Origin of the sequence: Falsiroseomonas oryzae (genome assembly GCF_027856955.1) — a bacterium.
Classification (GTDB): domain Bacteria; phylum Pseudomonadota; class Alphaproteobacteria; order Acetobacterales; family Acetobacteraceae; genus Falsiroseomonas; species Falsiroseomonas oryzae.
Genome location: NZ_JAPSMD010000106.1, coordinates 1 through 14,605, shown reverse-complemented (window position 1 = coordinate 14,605; position 14,605 = coordinate 1). Strand labels below are relative to the sequence as shown.

The window sequence follows — 14,605 nt, the reverse complement described above, 5'->3', positions numbered from 1 at the left end:
TCGCCGCCGCCGCGGCACGTGCCGGCGCGACGCTCGCCGGCGGGGTGGAGGTGCGCGGCATCGCCCGCGACGGCGCGGGCTTCGTCGTCGCGACCTCCGCTGGCGCGGTGCGCACGCGGCACGTCATGGTCGCGACCAACGGCTACACCGGCCGCGCCACGCCCTGGCACCGCCGCCGCGTCATCCCGGTGACCAGCTGCATGATTGCCACCGAGCCGCTCGGCACCGATCGTGTCCAGGCGTTGCTGCCGAAGCTGCGTGTCTATGGCGACACCAAGAAGGTGCTGTATTATTTTCGCCCCTCGCCGGATGGCGCGCGCATCCTGTTCGGCGGGCGCGCGACGCTGACCGATGCCGACCCGCGCATCGGCGCGCGCTGGCTGCACCGGCACCTGGTCCACGTCTTCCCGCAGCTCGCGGGCGTGCGGATCACGCATGGTTGGAAGGGCAGCCTGGCCTTCGCGTTCGACATGCTGCCGCATGTCGGCGTGCGCGACGGCGTGCACCACGCGCTGGGCTGCAACGGCAGCGGCATCACGACGATGACGCATCTCGGCACCGTCGCGGCGCGGATGATGCTGGGCGGCGACAACCGCGCCAGCGCCTTCGCCCGCCTGCCCTTGCCGACCCTGCCCGGCTACACCGGCACGCCCTGGTTCATGCCGCTGGTCACCGGCTGGTACCGCCTGAAGGACCGGCTTGACGGCTGGCGGGCCTAGGGCACGGTCCGATCGGCTGGCTGCGATGTGCTCTCGGCCGATCGGAAGGCCGGACTTCGGAGGCCGTGGGGCCAGCGCAGAGCTCAGTCCGCCTGCACGTTGTTCTCGCGGATCACGGCCCGCCAACGCGCCACCTCCTGCCCGACGAAGGCGGTCATGAAGGCCGGGTCCATGTTGGTGCCCTCGAAGCCCATCTGACCCATGCGCTCGCGCATGTCCGGCGTCTCGAGCACCGTCCTGATCTCGGCGACCCAGCGCGCCGCGATGGGCTGCGCGAGCCCCGCCGGGCCGCAGAAGCCGAACCAGTTCACGCCCTGCGCCGCGGCCAGTCCCAACTCGCCGAAATGCGGCACCTCCGGCAGCGCGGGCGAGCGCGCCGCCCCGCTCACCGCGAGCGGCCGCAGCCGCCCCGCGCGGATATGGCCGATGGCGGCCGGCAGCGTCTCGATGATCGAGGGCACCACGCCGGCCAGCACGTCGGTCAGCGCCGGCCCCGCGCCGCGATAGGGCACGAAGGTGAACTCGACCCGCGCCACCTTCTGGAACTGCACGCCGATCAGGTGGGACGCGGTGCCGTTGCCACCATAGGCCATCCCGACCGCGCCGGCGCGCGCCCGCGCCGCCGCCAGCAACTCCTCCAGCGTGCGCGCCGGATGGTTCGGGCTGACCGCGACGACCATCGGCAGCGCGCCGAACAGGCCGAGATGGGTGAAGTCCGCCACCGCGTCGTAGGGCACGTTCGGGAACAGCGTCGGGCTCGTGCCGTGCGGCGCGAAGTTCGACATCATCACGGTGTGCGCATCGCCGCGCGCCTTGGCGACGATGTCGGCCGCCAGCGTGCCGCCGGCGCCGGCGCGGTTCTCCGCCACCACCGGCTGGCCGAGCCGCGGCCCGAGCCGCTCCGCCAGCAGGCGCGAGAGGATGTCGGCCGTCCCGGCGGGCGGGAAGGGAATGATCCAGCGGATCGGGCGCTCCGGCCAGGCAGGCTGGGCGCGCGCCGGCAGCGCGGCGGAGGCGAGCGCAAGGCCGCCAAGGGCGCGGCGCGTGAGGTTGCGGTGCATGGCGATGTCTCCCGGTCGGCGGCCGCGTCTGCGCCCGGACCGCCGCCGGATGACATAGGCTTAATCCTTGCGCCGTCCCAGCCCGTCGGCCCCCCGTCCTGGCCGCCATCGCGCCGGCACGGGCCGTGTCTGCACACCGAAGGAGCATCCCATGACGCCAATCCTGGCAGGTCTCGTCCTGGCCGCGCTGTCGCTCGGCCCCCTCGCGGCCGCCGCGCAGGAGCCGGTGCGGATGATCCTCAACTGGCGCCTCGAGGGCCCGAACGCGCCCTTCTTCCTGGCCGAGGATCGCGGCTTCTTCCGGGAGGAAGGGCTGGCCGTTCGCCTCGACCCCGGCGAGGGCTCCTCCGCCCCGATCGGCCGCATCGCGGCGGGCACCTACGATGCCGGATTCGGGGACATCAACACGCTGATCGAGTTCACCGCCCGCCAACCGGAGCGCCGGGTGGTCACGGCCATGGTGCTCTACACCCGCCCGCCCATGGCAGTGGTCAGCCTGGCGCGCGCGAACATCCAGCGGCCCCAGGACCTGGTCGGGCGGCGCGTCGGCGCGCCGCAGAACGACACGGGCTTCCGCCTGTTCCCTGCCTTTGCCACCCTGACGGGCATCGACGCCGGCCGCGTCAACTTCCAGGCCGTGGCCCCCACCCTTCGCGAGACGTTGCTGGTCCGCGGTGATGTCGAGGCCGTGACAGGTTTCGATTCCACTGTATGGTTCGCCCTCAAGGGTCTCGGCATTCGGCGCGAGGACGTCCGTTTCATGTACTACGGCGACCACGGGGTGGACGTTCTTTCCAACTCGATCCTCATTTCGACGGAGATGGCGGAGCGCCGGCCGCAGGTGGCGCAGGCGCTGCTGCGCGCCATCGCGCGCGGCTGGGTGGAGGCCATCCGCGACCCGCGCGCGGCCGTCGCCCACATCGCCCGGCGCGAGCCGCTGCTGAACGCCGATCTCGAGGTCGAGCGCCTGCAATGGGTGATCGACAACCAGATCGTCACGCCGGAGGCGCGCGCCAGCGGCATCGGCCATGTGGAGCCCTCCCGGCTGGACCGCGCCATCGACATCGTCGCCCAGGGCTTCCAGCTGCCGCGCCGTCCCGCCGCCACGGAGATCGTGGACGGCCGCTTCCTGCCGCCGGCCGAGCTGCGCCGCCTGCGCTGAGACCAGACCCGAAGAAAGGACAAGCAACATGCTCCGACGCCGTCACCTTCTTGCCGCCGCCGGCGGTGCCGCGCTCGCGCTGCCGGCGATGCGCACGGCGCGCGCGCAGACCGCGCTGCGCTTCAGCCTGGACTGGGCGCTGCAGGGCAACCACGGCATGTGGGCGCTGGCCGAGGACCGCGGCATCTATCGCCAGCAGCAGCTGGCCGTGCGGATGGACCGCGGCTTCGGCTCGGGCGACGCGCTGGTCAAGGTGGGCTCCGGCGCCTACGATGTCGGCTTCGCGGACTTCGCGGGCGCGGTGAAGTTCAACGCGGAGAACCCTCAGAACCGCCTGGTGATGATCTACCCGGTCTTCGACCGCACCGCGGCAGCGATCGTCACGCTCCGCGGGCGCAACATCAATCGCCCGCAGGACGTGGCCGGCAAGAACCTCGGCGCGCCGGAAGGCGAGGGCAGCCGGATGCTGTTCCCCGCCTTCGCCCGCGTCGCCGGCATCGACCCGCGCAGCGTGCGCTGGACCTCCATGGCGGCGAACCTGCGCGACACCATGCTGCGCACCGGTCAGGTGGACGCCGTCACCGGCTTCCTCTTCACCGTGCACTTCAACCTGGTCGGCCTCGGCATCGCGGAGGACCAGATCCTGGGCTGGCCCTATGCCGAGCACGGGCTCGACATCTACGGCTCCGGCGTCTTCGTCCGCGCCGAATGGCTGGAGCGCAACCAGGAGACGGCGGCGCGCTTCGTGAAGGCCTCCGTCGAGGGCCTCAAGCTGCTGCTGAACGACGTGCCCGGCGGCATGGCCGCGCTGAAGCGCCGCGAGCCGCTGTTCGACGAGGCGCTGGAGGCGAGGCGCTTCGCGATGACGCGCGACCGCTCTATCCTGACGCCGAACAGCCGGGCCAATGGCCTCGGCCATCTCGACATGGCCCGCGCGCAGCAACTGGTGGCGGTGAATGCCGAGGCGCTCGGCGTCGCCAACCCGCCCTCCGCCGAGAGCATGTTCACCGACCGCTACCTGCCGCCGCGCAGCGAGCGGATGGTCTGAAGCCCGCCCCCCTCTCCCGCCCTCCCTTCTCCCTCCCCTGCTTGCGGGGGAGGGCTGGGGTGGGGGTCCGAGGATGAGGGCGCCCTGACGTCACGAACCCTCACCCACCATCCTCCGGTCCGCTGCGGCCCCCGACGCCTTCGGCGTCGAAGCCCCCGCAAGCGGGGGAGCGAACAGGCTGCTCCGCATGACCAAGCTCCTCCTCACCGGCGCCCGCGTCCTCGCGCCCGACGCGCTCTCCGCCCCCTTCGCCGACCTCCTGGTCGAGGACGGCCGCATCGCCGCCGTCCTGCCGCCCGGCACCGCGGTGGCCGACGCGCAGGCGCATGACGCCCGCGACCGGCTGATCATCCCCGGCTTGGTGAACGGCCACACCCATGGCCATGGCGGCCTGGCCAAGGGCGCCGGCGACAAGTGGGACCTCGCCGTGCTGCTGGCCCATGCGCCCTGGATCTCCGGCGGCCGGGTGCTGCAGGACAAGTGGCTCTCCACCGCGCTGACCGCGGTGGAGATGCTGAAGAAGGGCTGCACCGCCGCCTTCGACCTCTCCGCCGAATTCCCCGTCCCGACCGTGGACGGGCTGGATGCCATGGCGGAGGCCTATGCGACGGTGGGGCTGCGCGCCGTGCTGGCGCCGATGGTCGGCGACCTCACCTTCTTCCAGGCAACGCCGGGCCTGATCGAGGCCCTGCCGGAGCCGCACCGCGCCCGCGCCGCGGCCATGCGCGCGGCCTCCGCCGCCGACATCCTGGCGGCCATCGGTACCGCCGCGCAGTCCTGGAGCCATGCGCGGCGCGACGTCCGGCTGGGCTGCGCGCCGACCATCCCGCTGCACGGCACCGACGACTTCCTGAAGGGCTGCCGCGCGCTGGCGGCCGAGCACGGGATGCGCATGCAGACCCATGTCGCGGAAGCGCGCTACCAGGCGGCCGGCGGCGAGATCCGCTACGGCGGCGCCACCCTGCTGGAGCACATGGACCGGATGGGCCTGGTCGGCCCCTGGTTCAGCGTGGCGCATGGCGTCTGGCTGACGCAGTCCGACCTCGACCTGCTGGCGAAGCGCGGCGCCGGCATCTCGCACAATCCCGGCGCCAACATGCGCCTGGCCTCCGGCATCGCGCCGGTGCGCGCGGCGATCCGCGCCGGCGTGACCGTGGGCATCGGCACCGATGGCTCCTCCTCCTCCGACAACCAGAACATGTTCGAGGCGATGCGCCTCGCCGCCTTCGCCTCCCGCCTGTGGGAGGAGGCGGAGGACGAGGACTGGCTCGGCACCGCGGAGACGGTGCGGCTGGCCACCGTCGGCTCCTCGAAGCTGCTCGGGCACGAGCAGGGCGGCACGATCGAGCCCGGGCACGCGGCTGACCTGGTGCTGCTGGACCTGCGGCACGTGAACTGGGCGCCGCTGAACGACGCGGCGAACCAGCTGGTCTGGACCGAGGACGGCAGCGCGGTGGCCGACGTGATGATCGGCGGCGCCTGGAAGCTGCGGGACCGCAAGGTGCTCGGCCTGGACGAGGCGAAGCTGGCGCGCGACGCCCAGGACGCCGCCGACCGCCTGCGCGGCGCGAATGCCGAGCTGCGCGCCTGGTGCGAACAGGTCGCGCCGCATGTCGCCTGCCACTGCCGCGCGCTGGCCAGGGGCTGGACGCGCAGCAAGCGGCTGCTAAAGGCGGAGTGAGACCTCCTCTCCCGCTTGCGGGAGAGGGTCGGGGTGAGGGCCGCGCGCCCGGCCCCACCATCCGGGAAAGCGCCATGTCCGAGCTCCTCGCCGACCTCCTCATCGCCGGCGGCACCGTCGTCAACGAGACAACCCGCTTCCCCGCCGACGTCGCGGTGAAGGACGGCATGGTGGTCTTTGTCGGCGATCCGCGCTTCGCGCCGAAGGCGCGCGAGACCCTGGACGCGAAGGGCCGCTACGTCATTCCCGGCGCCATCGACGTGCACACGCACATCCGCGAACCCGGCATGACCCACAAGGAGGACTGGACCACCGGCACCCGCGCCGCCGCCGCGGGCGGCGTCACCACCGTCTTCGACATGCCGAACACCGATCCGGCGGTCTCCTCGCCCAAGATCCTGGCCATGAAGCGCGAGGCGGCGGAGCGGCAGGCGCATGTCAATTTCGGCCTCTACGGCATCCTCGACGAACGCTCGCTCGACAACCTGGAAGCGCTGGCGAAGGCCGGCGTCATCGGCTTCAAGCTGTTCTACGGCAACACCACCGGCAACAACCCCGCGCCCAACGACGGCGCCGTGCTGGAAGGCTTCGAGATCCTGGCCGAGCTCGGCCTGCGCTGCTCCATCCATGCCGAGAACTCTCCCATGCTGTTCTGGCGCGAGAACCGCATGAAGGCCGCCGGCCGCGACGACGCCTTCGCACATCTGGCCGCGCGCGCCGACATCGTGGCGCTGGAGAGCCTCAACCGCTGCATCGTGCTGAGCGAGTGGACAGGCGCACGCATCCACATCGTGCACGAGAGCTGCATGCGCTCAATTCCCGTCATCAGGGACGCCAAGGCGCGCGGCGTGCCGATGACGGTGGAGACCTGCCCGCAATACGTGCTGATCGCGGCCGAGGACCTGACCGGCGACAAGGGCCGCATCGCCCGCCTCAACCCGCCGATCCGCGAGGGCCGCCAGCGCGAGCCCATCCTTCAGGCCTTGCTGGACGGCACCATCGACATCCTCGGCACCGACCACGCGCCGCATGCGATGGAGGAGAAGCAGCGCCCGTCCTTCTGGGACAATGCCTGCGGCTTCCCGGGCGTCGAGACCTCCATGCGCCTGATGCTCACCTTCGTCCACGAGGGCCGCATGACGCTGGAGCAGTACGTCCGAATGGCCAGCGCCGCGCCCGCGCGCGCCTTCGGCCTGTGGCCGCGCAAGGGCGTGGTGCAGCCCGGCGCCGATGCCGACCTGGTGGTGGTGGATGCCGCGAAGCGCGGCGTGATCCGCGGCGCGGAACTGCACAGCGAGCGCAGCCGCTTCACGCCGTTCGAGGGCATGGAGACGGTGGGCGGCCCGGTCGCGACCATCGTGCGAGGCCGCGTCGTGATGCGCGACGGCAAGGTGCTGGACGCGCCGGGCTGGGGCCGGATGGAGCGGCCCGAGATGCCGAAGCCGGAGCCGCGCAACCCGGCGACGACGACGAAGGCGATCCTGCGGCCCGACGCGCAGTCCTGGTAGGCCGCCCGCCACACGCCGACGGCATCAACCGGCCAGGAGCACCCCTCCGTGGCCTGCACCGTGGCGGCGATCGGGGTGACGTGGGCGACGCCCAACTGCGCGAAGACCTGGCCGACCTGGGGCTGCGCGGCAGCCAGCACCAGGCGCTGGCCACGCCGCTTCAGCTGCTGCGCCGCGCGCAACAGCATGCGGATCCCGAGCGATCCGCAATAGGTCACCCCGGACAGGTCGACGATCGCCCCGCGTTCCGCCGGCAACCACGCCATCGCTGGCCCACCCTTGAACGGGGCGCGCGGCGCGCCGGCCCTGGCAGCGGCGCGCCGCGTCACGATATGGTCATCCGACAGCCGCCTCACCCGGAGACCGCCGCCGATGCCCCTGCTCCGCCGCAGCCTGCTCGCCGCCCCGCTGCTCGCCCCGCTTGCCGCGACCGCGCAGCAGCGGCCCGCCGCCCATCCGATGCCGGAGCGTGGGCGCCGCGCCTGGGCGGCGCAGATCCCGCAGATCCGCATCGGCATCCTGGGCGGCGAGAACGAGGCCGACCGCATGGGCCGCTACGGCGCCTATGGCCGGCTGATCGAGGAGACCTTCGGCGTGCCGGTCCGGCTGTTCCAGGCCTCCGACTATTCCGGCGTGGTGCAGGCCTTCGCGGGGCGGCACATCGAGATGGCCAGCATGTCGCCGGCCGCCTACGCCGCAGCGTGGGTCGAATCGAACGGCAACGTCGAGCCCTTCCTCGTCACCCAGGAGGCCGATGGCAGCACCAGCTACATCGCGGTGATGTATGTCCGCGCCGATTCGGGGATCACCAGCCTCGATCAGATGCGCGGCCGCTCGATGGCCTGGGCGGACCCGAACAGCGCCTCGGGCTTCCTGATCCCGCGCGCCGCGCTGCGCCAGGCCGGCGTCAACCCGGACAGCTTCTTCGGCCGCACCGGCTTCGCCGGCGGGCACGAGCAGGCGATCGTCGCGGTGCTGGGCCGGCAGTTCGATGCCGGCGTCACCTGGGCCTCCGGCATCGGCGAGGAGAGCCAGGGCTTCACCCGCGGCATGCTGCGCGCCACGGCCGAGAAGGGGCTGCTGAACATGCGCGACATCCGCATCATCTGGCGCTCCGGCCCGATCCAGAACGGCCCGCTGGTGGTGCGCAAGGACACGCCGCAGGCCTTCAAGGACGACATGCTGGCCTTCCACCTGGCGCTGCCGACGGCAGCGCCGGAGATCCACCGCGCGGTGGAGCGCGGGACCGTGATCGGCTGGGTGCCCACGAAGCACGAGGACTACGAGCTGTTCGTCCAGATGCGCCGCGAGGAGGCCGAGCAGCGGCGCCGGCGGAACTGAGCGCCGGCGCGCCCTGCCGCGTCAGCCCTTGAACCCGGTGGCGACCACGTAGAGCTCCGCGCTGTCCTTGCGGCTGGCCGGCGGCTTGGCGTGGCGCACCTGGGCGAAGCGCTGCTTCAGCGTATCCAGGAAGGCCTTCTCCGACCCGCCCTGGAAGACCTTCGCCACGAAGGCGCCGCCCGGCGCCAGCACGCGCAGCGCGAAGTCCAGCGCAAGTTCCGCCAGCGCCATGATGCGCAGGTGGTCAGTCGCCGCATGGCCCGTGGTGTTCGGAGCCATGTCGGACAGCACGAGGTCGGCCTGGCCGCCCAGCGCGGCCTCCACGGCGCGCTCCGCCTCCGGGTCCTGGAAGTCGCCCTGCAGGATCGTCGCGCCGGGCACCGGGTCCACCGGCAGCAGGTCGAGCCCGACCACGCGCCCTCGTTCCCCGACCGTCCGCGCCGCCACCTGCATCCAGCCGCCCGGCGCGGAGCCCAGGTCCACCACCCGCCCGCCCGGCTTCAGCAGGCGGAACTTCGCATCCAGCTCGGTGAGCTTGAAGGCCGCACGCGACCGAAAGCCTGCCGCCTTCGCCGCCTGCACATAGGGGTCGTTCAGCTGGCGCTCCAGCCAGCGCTGGCTCTGCGCGCTGCGCCCCTTGGCCGTGCGCAGCCGGGCGGAAAGCGAGCGGCCGCCGGTGGGTGTCCTGGTCATGCCAGGGATATCGGGGATCAGCCCGGCGCCTGCCAGCCCAGCCCGCGCGGCGCCGGGCGGCGGGGCGCCATGCGGTCGGCGCGCATCAGGCGCTGCAGCATGCCTTCCCGCAGGCCGCGATCGGCCACCGTCAGCCGCGGCACCGGCCAGACCCGGCGGATCGCCGCATAGACCGCGCAGCCCGGCAGCACGAACTCCACGCGCTCCGGCCCGACGCAGGGATGCGCGGCCAGCCCCTCCCGCCCCAGGGCGAACAGGTCGCCCAGCGCCTGGTCGGCCAGGTCGGCGTCCAGCGTCTGGCCATCCACCAGCGGCCGCCGGTAGCGCGGCAGCGCCATCGCCACGCCGGCCAGCGTGGTGACCGTGCCGGAGGTGCCCATCAGCCGCACCCCACCGGCCCGGATCTCCTGCGCGATGCGGTGCACGGCGTCGAAGCCGGCCAGCCGCTCCGCCACCTCGTCCACCACCGCGTGGAAGCCGGCAGCGGTGAAGCAGGACGGGCCGCAGCGCTCGGACAGGGTGACCACCCCGACCGGCACGGAGAGGTAGCCGATCAGCTCCGGCGTGCGCGTATGCGGCTGCACGCGCATCCAGGCGATCTCGGTGGAGCCGCCACCGATGTCGAACAGCAGGGCCCGCCGGTCGCCGGGCTCAAGCAGGGGCGCGCAGGACTCCATCGCGAGTTCCGCCTCCTCCCGCGCCGAGATGGTGCGCAGCCGCAGCCCGGTCTCGCGTTCCACCCGCGCCAGGAAGCCCGGCCCGTTGCCGGCGCGGCGACACGCCTCGGTCGCCACGGCGTCCAGCGCGCGGACAGGCCGGCGGGAGAGCTTGTCCGAACAGGCGCGCAGCGCGGCCAGCGCCCGTTCCATGGCCGCCTCCGACAGCTGCCCGGTGCCGACCAGGCCCTCGCCCAGCCGGACGATGCGGCTGAAGCTGTCCACCACGCGGAAGCCACCGGCCGCAGGGGTGGCGAGCAGCAGGCGGCAATTGTTGGTGCCGAGGTCGAGCGCCGCATAGAGCGGCGCCGCGTGGTCCCGACGCCCCGTCGCGCCGGCCTCGCGGGCGGCGGAGCGGGGCTCGGAAACGGGGGTGGGGCCGGCGTCGATGGGCATTCTGCTGTGACAATGCTCCCCTGGCCGGCTTCTGGCACGCCCGGCCGGAGACGAAGCGTCATGATCCGGCGAGCACCGCGCGGGGGCAAGGCATTTCCTGTGTCCGCGCCCCGTCCGGCTGTTGCCCACCCCCTGTGCCTGTGCTACCCCCCGCGCCCGCGCCGGATGCGGCGTGCCACCGGCCTGGTGGGGGATAGTTTAGCGGTAGAACTCCGGATTCTGACTCCGGCAGCCTTGGTTCGAATCCAGGTCCCCCAGCCAACCATCCCGGCCGCGATGGCTCCGCCTGCTCGGCCCCGCTCCCGCGCGACTCGCCACGCGGGCTTGCCCCACGCGCTGCCGCCCACCCATCATGGCCGTCGCAGCAGCAGCGGGACCGCGCCCATGCCGACCTTGATCGCGCGTTGCATGGCCGCGGCGATGCTCTGCGCCCTGCCCGCCGCCATAGCTGGGCAGGCCGCCGCGCAGGACCTCCGCATCGGCTCGGAGATCGCGCCGAACAGCATGGATCCCCACTGGCACAATTTCGGCGGCAACAAGTCCTTCGCGCCGCATGTCTTCGAACCGCTCGTGCTGCTGGACGCCGACCAGCGACCGGTCGCCGCCCTGGCGGCGGACTGGCGCGCGACGGACCCGACCAGCTGGACCTTCCGCCTGCGCGACGGCGTGCGGTTCCACGACGGCAGCGCGCTGACGGCCGAGGATATTGCCTTCACCCTGCGCCGCGCCGCCGACGTCCCCGGCAGCCCCTCGAGCTTCGCGGTCTATCTGCGCGCCATCACGGCAGTGGAGACCCCGGATGCGCAAACCGTGGTGCTGCGCACCGCGGAGCCCTTCCCGCTGATGCCCGTCTATCTCAGCCAGGTGCCGGTGGTGTCGCGCCGCGCGGGAGAGGGCGCGACCACCGCCGACTACAACAGTGGCCGCGCGGCCATCGGCACCGGGCCCTACCGCCTGGTGTCCTGGACCGCCGGCGACAGCGTCGCGCTGGCCCGGAACGAGGCCTATCGCGATGGCCCGGCGCCCTGGGCGCGGGTCACGCTGCGCAGCATTCCCCAGGCAGCCGCGCGGGTGGCGGCGCTGCTGGCGGGCGATGCGGATGTGATCGATGCGGTGCCGGCGCAGGACCTGCCGCGGCTGGAGGCGGACCGGAGGATCGCCGTCGCCACCAGCGTCTCGCCCGCCGTCGCGGGCTTCCACCTGGATGTGGTGGAGCGCGTGCCGCCGGGGATCCTGGGGAACGACGGGCAGCCGCTGCCGCGCAACCCATTCGCCGACCGGCGCGTGCGGGAGGCGGTGAGCCTCGCCATCCAGCGCGATGCCATCGTGGACCGCGTGATGGGCGGCCATGCGCGGGTGGCCAACCAGTTCATGCCGGCGGGCGGCTATGGCCACGCGCCGGGCCTGCCGCCGATCCCCTTCGATCCCGCGCGCAGCCGCGCGCTGCTGGCCGCGGCCGGCTATCCGGATGGCTTCCGGCTGACCATCCACTGCCAGAACAACCGCTTCGTCAACGACGCCCAGATCTGCCAGGCGGTCGCCCAGATGCTGACGCGGGCCGGCATCCGCACGACGGTGGACGCCATGCCCCATGCCCTGCACGTCACGCGCAGCCGCAACCGGGAGTTCAGCCTGTGGACCGGCCTCTGGGGCGTCGAGACCGGAGAGCCGACCGCCCCGCTCGCCACCCTGGTCGCAACCGTGGACGAGCGTCGGGGACGCGGCCAGTTCAATCGCGGGCGCTACAGCAACGCGGCCTTCGACCAGCTGCTGGACCGCGCCCTGGTGGAGATCGACGACGCCGCGCGCGAGGGCTTGCTGATCCAGGCGACGGAGCTCGCCTTCGGCGACGTCGCGCTGATCCCGCTGCATCACCAGGTCAACATCTGGGCGCATCGCCGTCAGGTGGCGTTCCGTCCGCGCGTGGACGGCTACACGCGGGCGATGAGCGTCTCGCCGGTGCCCTGAATCGGGAGCGGAACGCGGCGGCTACACCACCGCCGTCATCCCGCCATCCACGAACAGCACCTGCCCATTGACGAAGCTCGCCGCGTCGGAGGCCAGGAACACGGCCGCGCCGCCGAGTTCCTCCACGCGCCCCCAGCGCCCGGCCGGCGTGCGCTTGCTCACCCAGTCGGAGAACGCCGCGTCCTCCACCAGGGCACGGTTCATCTCGGTCGCGAAGTAGCCGGGCGCGATGCCGTTCACCTGCAGCCCGTGCTTCGCCCAGTCGGCGCACATGCCGCGCGTCAGCATCCGCACCGCGCCCTTGCTCGCGGCATAGGGCGCGATGCCCGGCCGGCCGAGCTCGCTCTGCACGGAGCAGATGTTGATGATCCGGCCCCGCCCGCGCGCGATCATGTGCTGCGCCACCGCCTTCGCCACGTAGAACACCGCGTCGAGGTTGGTGCGCATCAGCTCGCGCCAGGTTTCCTCGGGGAAGTCCTGCAGCGGCGCGCGCCGCTGGATCCCGGCATTGTTGACGAGAATGTCGATGTCGCCGCGCGCCAGCACCGCCGCGACGCCGGCCTGGACGGCCTCGGGGTCGGTGACGTCGAAGGGCGCGATCTCCGCGGCATGGCCCGCGGCGGCCAGCGCTTCCGCCGCCTGCTGCAGCTTGCCGGCGTTGCGCCCGTTCAGCACCACGGTCGCGCCCGCCCCCGCGAGGGCGCGCGCGAGCGCGAGGCCGATGCCCTGGCCGCCGCCCGTGACCAGCGCGCGGCGTCCCGACAGGTCGAAGAGTTCCGGCAGCATGCGCGCCTCCTCCGGGCGCGCGAGAGGCGCGCACCGATCGCTGCCGACATATTCGGCCGCACAGGGGACCACAACCGGGGCCTTGCGCGACGCCGCGCACCGCCTGGGCGCCGTCGGACCGCTTGGTGACCGGACCAGTCCTTGGCCATGCGGCGATGGAGCATCAGCCGCGGCGCGCCGCCTCGATCGCGGCGACGTCGATCTTCCGCATCGTCATCATCGCCTCGAAGGCGCGGCGGGCTTCGTCGCCGCCGGCGGCGATCGCCTCGGTCAGCACGCGCGGGGTGATCTGCCACGAGATCCCCCAGCGGTCCCGGCACCAGCCGCAGGCGCTCTCCGCGCCTCCATGGCCGACGATGGCGTCCCAGTAGCGGTCGGTCTCCTCCTGGCTGTCGGTAGCGACCTGGAAGGAGAAGGCCTCGCTGTGCCGGAAGGCCGGGCCGCCGTTCAGGCCGAGGCAGGGAATGCCGAGCACGGTGAACTCCACCGTCAGCACGTCGCCCTTCCGGCCGGAGGGGTAGTCCGCCGGTGCGCGATGCACCGCCAGGACCGCGCTGTCGGGGAAGGTCTCGGCATAGAAGCGGGCAGCGGCCTCGGCATCCCTGTCGTACCAGAGACAGATCGTGTTCTTCGGCATGAGGCGTCCCCTCGCGCTGCAGGTCGTCGGTTGCGTCGCTCAGCGGGCCCCGCGGCGTCGCAGCCGTGACGCCGGCCTCGTCGAAACGCCGCCTGGCACATTGCGCGTGGCTCCGGCACCCGGCGGCAGCGCACCGCCGGAGGTGCGGTGCTCCCGCGACCTATTGCAGCAGCACGCGCCGCGCGACGGCGCGCGCGACGAAGCGCAGCCGGTCGATCCAGGGCAGGCGCCCGAAATTCGTCCTGACCACGCCCTGGGTGAAATAGCTGCGGTGACGGTTGTCGATGGCGACCTCGACCACCACCGGCCCGCTTCCGGCGGCGGCGAAGGCCACGTCGAGCACCTCCGCCATGCCATCGGCCGAGTGCAGCGGGAGGCAGGGCACGCCGAGCGACCGGCAGAGCATCGGAAGATCGAAATCCGGCAGGTCGCTCGCGCTGCGCCGGGCGAAGGCGGTGTCCTGGAACTGCGCGATCTGGGTCAGCTCCCGGTCACGCAGCACGAAGAGGACCAGCCGCGCCCGCTGCTGCATCGCCGTCATCAACTCGAGGCCGGTCATCAGGAACGCGCCGTCGCCCATGAAGGCCACCGTGCGGCCCTCCGGCCGGCTGAGCGCCGCGCCGATCGCCGCGGGCAGCGCATAACCCATCGCCGAGAAGTCCACCGGCGCGAGGAAGCGTCCCGGTGCATCGAGGCGGAGGACCTCCGCCGCGACGAAGAGGCCGTTGCCGCTGTCGGCGACGAAGACCGCCTCCGGGCCGGCCGCGTCCTGCACCGCCGCGACAAGGCGCGGCCCGGGCACGCCGTGCCGGCCGTCCAGCGCGTCCCACGCGGCCTGCACCGTGCGGTGGCCGGCGGCGATGGCGCTGCGCATCCCGGCATCCGCGGC

The 14,605-nt window shown here is 72.8% G+C and carries 13 protein-coding genes, 1 tRNA gene and 1 pseudogene; 8 read left to right on the top strand and 7 right to left on the bottom strand.

The features are described 5' to 3' along the window. Positions 1 to 719 (top strand): NAD(P)/FAD-dependent oxidoreductase (locus OZN99_RS12775; RefSeq protein WP_270935626.1); only part of this gene is annotated, 719 nt, incomplete at its 5' end. Between the two features lie 83 nt (positions 720 to 802). Here the strand turns inward: OZN99_RS12775 and OZN99_RS12770 are convergent. Then, positions 803 to 1,780, bottom strand: coding sequence for a Bug family tripartite tricarboxylate transporter substrate binding protein (locus tag OZN99_RS12770; protein WP_270935625.1), 978 nt, complete (start codon positions 1,778 to 1,780; stop codon positions 803 to 805). Positions 1,781 to 1,931: 151 nt separating this feature from the next. On the opposite strand from OZN99_RS12770, the gene OZN99_RS12765 reads away from it, so the two are divergent. The 4 genes from OZN99_RS12765 (at position 1,932) to OZN99_RS12750 (ending at position 7,179) form a co-directional block, all read left to right on the top strand. Then, on the top strand, positions 1,932 to 2,942 hold the full coding sequence (locus OZN99_RS12765) for an ABC transporter substrate-binding protein (RefSeq protein ID WP_270935624.1): 1,011 nt from the start codon (positions 1,932 to 1,934) through the stop codon (positions 2,940 to 2,942). 28 nt (positions 2,943 to 2,970) lie between these two features. Continuing rightward, the gene (locus OZN99_RS12760; protein WP_270935623.1) at positions 2,971 to 3,990 is read left to right on the top strand and encodes an ABC transporter substrate-binding protein; all 1,020 of its coding nucleotides are present in this window, start codon (positions 2,971 to 2,973) and stop codon (positions 3,988 to 3,990) included. A 187-nt stretch (positions 3,991 to 4,177) separates the two neighbouring features. Next, positions 4,178 to 5,671, top strand: a complete 1,494-nt coding sequence (locus OZN99_RS12755) for an amidohydrolase family protein (RefSeq protein WP_270935622.1) — start codon at positions 4,178 to 4,180, stop codon at positions 5,669 to 5,671. A 74-nt stretch (positions 5,672 to 5,745) separates the two neighbouring features. Then, complete coding sequence (locus OZN99_RS12750; protein WP_270935621.1) at positions 5,746 to 7,179, top strand: dihydroorotase; 1,434 nt, start codon at positions 5,746 to 5,748, stop codon at positions 7,177 to 7,179. A gap of 65 nt (positions 7,180 to 7,244) precedes the next feature. On the opposite strand, the pseudogene OZN99_RS33540 reads toward OZN99_RS12750, so the two are convergent. After that, positions 7,245 to 7,445: pseudogene (locus OZN99_RS33540) on the bottom strand (STAS domain-containing protein); the annotation flags it as partial. A 106-nt stretch (positions 7,446 to 7,551) separates the two neighbouring features. On the opposite strand from OZN99_RS33540, the gene phnD reads away from it, so the two are divergent. Then, positions 7,552 to 8,520 carry a phosphate/phosphite/phosphonate ABC transporter substrate-binding protein gene (phnD, locus tag OZN99_RS12745; RefSeq protein ID WP_270935620.1) on the top strand — a complete coding sequence of 323 codons (969 nt, stop codon included), beginning with the start codon at positions 7,552 to 7,554 and terminating at the stop codon, positions 8,518 to 8,520. A gap of 21 nt (positions 8,521 to 8,541) precedes the next feature. On the opposite strand, the gene OZN99_RS12740 is transcribed toward phnD, so the two are convergent. Then, complete coding sequence (locus tag OZN99_RS12740) at positions 8,542 to 9,213, bottom strand: RlmE family RNA methyltransferase (protein WP_270935619.1); 672 nt, start codon at positions 9,211 to 9,213, stop codon at positions 8,542 to 8,544. Positions 9,214 to 9,230: 17 nt separating this feature from the next. Then, a complete protein-coding gene (locus tag OZN99_RS12735) occupies positions 9,231 to 10,325 on the bottom strand; it encodes a Ppx/GppA phosphatase family protein (RefSeq protein WP_270935618.1) in 1,095 nt (364 codons plus the stop codon). A 187-nt stretch (positions 10,326 to 10,512) separates the two neighbouring features. Here OZN99_RS12735 and OZN99_RS12730 point away from each other — a divergent pair. Both OZN99_RS12730 and OZN99_RS12725 read left to right on the top strand, forming a co-directional pair. Beyond that, positions 10,513 to 10,586 (top strand) — tRNA-Gln (locus tag OZN99_RS12730). Positions 10,587 to 10,709: 123 nt separating this feature from the next. Beyond that, positions 10,710 to 12,293, top strand: a complete 1,584-nt coding sequence (locus tag OZN99_RS12725) for an ABC transporter substrate-binding protein (RefSeq protein ID WP_270935617.1) — start codon at positions 10,710 to 10,712, stop codon at positions 12,291 to 12,293. 21 nt (positions 12,294 to 12,314) lie between these two features. Here the strand turns inward: OZN99_RS12725 and OZN99_RS12720 are convergent, their stop codons facing one another. From OZN99_RS12720 to OZN99_RS12710, 3 genes are all read right to left on the bottom strand, one after another. Then, positions 12,315 to 13,079 (bottom strand): glucose 1-dehydrogenase, encoded by a 765-nt coding sequence (locus OZN99_RS12720; RefSeq protein WP_270935616.1) that lies wholly within the window; start codon positions 13,077 to 13,079, stop codon positions 12,315 to 12,317. 163 nt (positions 13,080 to 13,242) lie between these two features. Then, positions 13,243 to 13,716, bottom strand: a complete 474-nt coding sequence (locus tag OZN99_RS12715; RefSeq protein ID WP_270935615.1) for a VOC family protein — start codon at positions 13,714 to 13,716, stop codon at positions 13,243 to 13,245. 160 nt (positions 13,717 to 13,876) lie between these two features. After that, a partial coding sequence (locus OZN99_RS12710) for a thiamine pyrophosphate-dependent enzyme (RefSeq protein WP_270935614.1) occupies positions 13,877 to 14,605 on the bottom strand: 729 nt, incomplete at its 5' end.

What these genes read in the sequence shown, in the direction of transcription:
- OZN99_RS12715 (WP_270935615.1), bottom strand. Translation starts at nt 13,716, where the DNA reads ATGCCGAAGAACACGATCTGTCTCTGGTACGACAGGGATGCCGAGGCC.
- OZN99_RS12765 (WP_270935624.1), top strand. Translation starts at nt 1,932, where the DNA reads ATGACGCCAATCCTGGCAGGTCTCGTCCTGGCCGCGCTGTCGCTCGGC.
- OZN99_RS12720 (WP_270935616.1), bottom strand. Translation starts at nt 13,079, where the DNA reads ATGCTGCCGGAACTCTTCGACCTGTCGGGACGCCGCGCGCTGGTCACG.
- OZN99_RS12760 (WP_270935623.1), top strand. Translation starts at nt 2,971, where the DNA reads ATGCTCCGACGCCGTCACCTTCTTGCCGCCGCCGGCGGTGCCGCGCTC.
- phnD (WP_270935620.1), top strand. Translation starts at nt 7,552, where the DNA reads ATGCCCCTGCTCCGCCGCAGCCTGCTCGCCGCCCCGCTGCTCGCCCCG.
- OZN99_RS12740 (WP_270935619.1), bottom strand. Translation starts at nt 9,213, where the DNA reads ATGACCAGGACACCCACCGGCGGCCGCTCGCTTTCCGCCCGGCTGCGC.
- OZN99_RS12755 (WP_270935622.1), top strand. Translation starts at nt 4,178, where the DNA reads ATGACCAAGCTCCTCCTCACCGGCGCCCGCGTCCTCGCGCCCGACGCG.
- OZN99_RS12750 (WP_270935621.1), top strand. Translation starts at nt 5,746, where the DNA reads ATGTCCGAGCTCCTCGCCGACCTCCTCATCGCCGGCGGCACCGTCGTC.
- OZN99_RS12735 (WP_270935618.1), bottom strand. Translation starts at nt 10,325, where the DNA reads ATGCCCATCGACGCCGGCCCCACCCCCGTTTCCGAGCCCCGCTCCGCC.
- OZN99_RS12770 (WP_270935625.1), bottom strand. Translation starts at nt 1,780, where the DNA reads ATGCACCGCAACCTCACGCGCCGCGCCCTTGGCGGCCTTGCGCTCGCC.
- OZN99_RS12725 (WP_270935617.1), top strand. Translation starts at nt 10,710, where the DNA reads ATGCCGACCTTGATCGCGCGTTGCATGGCCGCGGCGATGCTCTGCGCC.